This is a genomic window from Corallococcus sp. AB049A (genome assembly GCF_003668885.1).
Taxonomy (GTDB): Bacteria; Myxococcota; Myxococcia; order Myxococcales; family Myxococcaceae; genus Corallococcus; species Corallococcus interemptor.
Genome location: NZ_RAWL01000732.1, coordinates 1 through 2,147 on the forward strand (window position 1 = coordinate 1; position 2,147 = coordinate 2,147).

At 70.3% G+C, this 2,147-nt stretch carries 2 protein-coding genes; both read left to right on the forward strand.

Annotated elements, in window-relative coordinates:
* Positions 1–74: 74 nt before the first annotated feature.
* The gene (locus D7X55_RS38805; protein ID WP_233610346.1) at positions 75–1,754 is read left to right on the forward strand and encodes a serine protease; all 1,680 of its coding nucleotides are present in this window, start codon (positions 75–77) and stop codon (positions 1,752–1,754) included.
* Between the two features lie 129 nt (positions 1,755–1,883).
* Complete coding sequence (locus D7X55_RS38810) at positions 1,884–2,144, forward strand: sensor histidine kinase KdpD (RefSeq protein ID WP_233610348.1); 261 nt, start codon at positions 1,884–1,886, stop codon at positions 2,142–2,144.
* The last annotated feature ends 3 nt before the right edge of the window (positions 2,145–2,147 follow it).

Here is a 2,147-nt window from a genome sequence, read left to right on the forward strand (position 1 = left end):
GTCCGCCCACGTCTTCCAGTAACACCCCCATTCTTCGCTGTGTCTGTCGCCGTACCCGTCAGGAGTCACCCCGCATGTCCATGTCCGTCCCCGCCCGCCGCGCGAAGCTGCTCGGCACCCTGTTCTGCACCCTCACCGCCATGGCCTGTGGTCCGGCCCCTGAATCGGGCACGCCCGAGCAGCAGCCCGCGCTGAACGAGTCCAGCGCGCCGGTCGTCTACGGCAAGGACGACCGCTTCGACGTCTACGCGCACCCCGACGCGACCCTGCGGGACCGGGCCCGGCAGGCCACCGTGATGCTGACGGTGCCGGAGCTCATCGACATGACGAACCCGAACGACGTCCAGGTGGACCCGCTGACGGTGGGCGAACTGGAGGGCCTCTGCACGGACCAGCGCTTCTACGATGATCCGACCCCGGGCCTCTGCTCCGGCACGCTCATCGACGATGACCTGGTGCTCACCGCCGGCCACTGCGTGGGGCCCGCGACGCCGAACGACGACTTCATCGAGTGCAAGGACGCGCGCTTCGTCTTCAACTTCTACAAGACGGCGGAAGGCCAGCTGCAGACCATCACCAGCCAGGACGTCTTCTCCTGCAAGAGCATCGTGGCGCGCAAGCTGTCGTCCACCAGCGCTGGCGACGTGGACTTCGCCATCATCCGGCTGGACCGTCCGGCGACGCCGCGCTTCACCCCCGCCCCGGTGCGTCCGGGCAACAACCCCATGACGGTGGGCCAGAACGTGGCCGTCATCGGCAGCGGCAGCGGCATCCCGTTCAAGATTGATTCGGGCGGCTCCGTGCGCACGAACAACTCCGGCCTGAAGGACTACTTCGTCGCCACGACGGACACCTTCGGGGGCAACTCCGGCTCCGGCGTGTACGAGACGGACACCTACACCGTGGCGGGCATCCTGGTGCGCGGCGACTTGGACTACGTGGAGCGCGCGGGCCAGAACTGCAACGAGGTCAACGTGTGCAGCGAGACGGGTTGCGGCGGTGAGGAGATCACCTACGTGGCCCAGGCCATCACGGCGTTCTGCGCGGCCAACACCAACGTGCGCCTGTGCAACACCACGCCGCCCCCGGCGACGAAGTTCGACTTCAGCGCGACCAACACCTCCAGCGCCACGCGCAACACCGTCAACGGCACGGTGACGCTCAAGGCGGGCGACAAGCTCACCGTGGGCACCTGCGGCGTCAGCGGCTCGGCCCTCACCAGCGGCGACTCCTTCCTGCGCGTGCGCGGTCCGTCCGGCACGGAGGTCGCCTCCAACGACGACGGCTGCGCCAGCGGCTTCGGTTCGAAGCTGACCTACACGGCCACCGTCGCGGGCACCTATGAGGTCCGCGCCGGCTGCTACCAGAACGGCGCCTGCGCCGGCACGGTGGCCTGGGAGATTGCCTCCGGCGGCACGACCCCGCCCGCGGGCGGCACCATGACCTTCGACGCCAGCGACACCGCCAACGCCACGCGCAACACGTTCAACATGAACGTGGACCTCACGTCCGGCCAGACGCTGACCTTCGGCAGCTGCGGCGTGGCGGGCGCGTCCGGCACGGGTGACACGGTGGTGCGCCTGTTCAACGCGGCCGGCCAGCAGGTGACGTCCAACGACGACGCCGCCGGGTGCGGCTCGCTGTCCCGCGCGGCCTACACCGCTCCGGCGGGCGCGGGCGGCACGTACCAGATCCGCGTGGGCTGCTTCGGCAGCGAGGCGTGCAGCGGCACGGTGGCCTGGACCATCCAGTAGCCCCCTGCTTCCCTGCTGTCCTACCGGGCCCGTCTCTTCCCTCCAGTCCGGGGAAGCGGCGGGCCCGGTGTCTTTCCGGCCGCCCCGCGTGGAAGGCAGGCAGGGGAAGCGGGCCGGGACGCGGGCCGCGTGCGGGGGAGCGTGCGCGACACCGGCCCCGGCATCCCCAAGGCCCAGCAGGCCCGGCTCTTCCAGCGCCACTGGCAGGCGCGTGACACCGCCCACCAGGGCAGCGGCCTGGGGCTCTACATCGCCCGCGGCATCGTCACCGCCCACGGGGGCAGACTCTGGGTGGACAGCGACGAAGGCACCGGCGCGACGTTCACCTTCACGTTGCCGGAGTCTCCCCCCTCTCACCCGCCCCTTGACACCATGGAGGGCGAGGTCTAACGC

Bases quoted from the DNA above. Each gene is read 5' to 3' on its own strand.
- D7X55_RS38805 (WP_233610346.1), top strand. From the start codon at position 75: ATGTCCATGTCCGTCCCCGCCCGCCGCGCGAAGCTGCTCGGCACCCTG.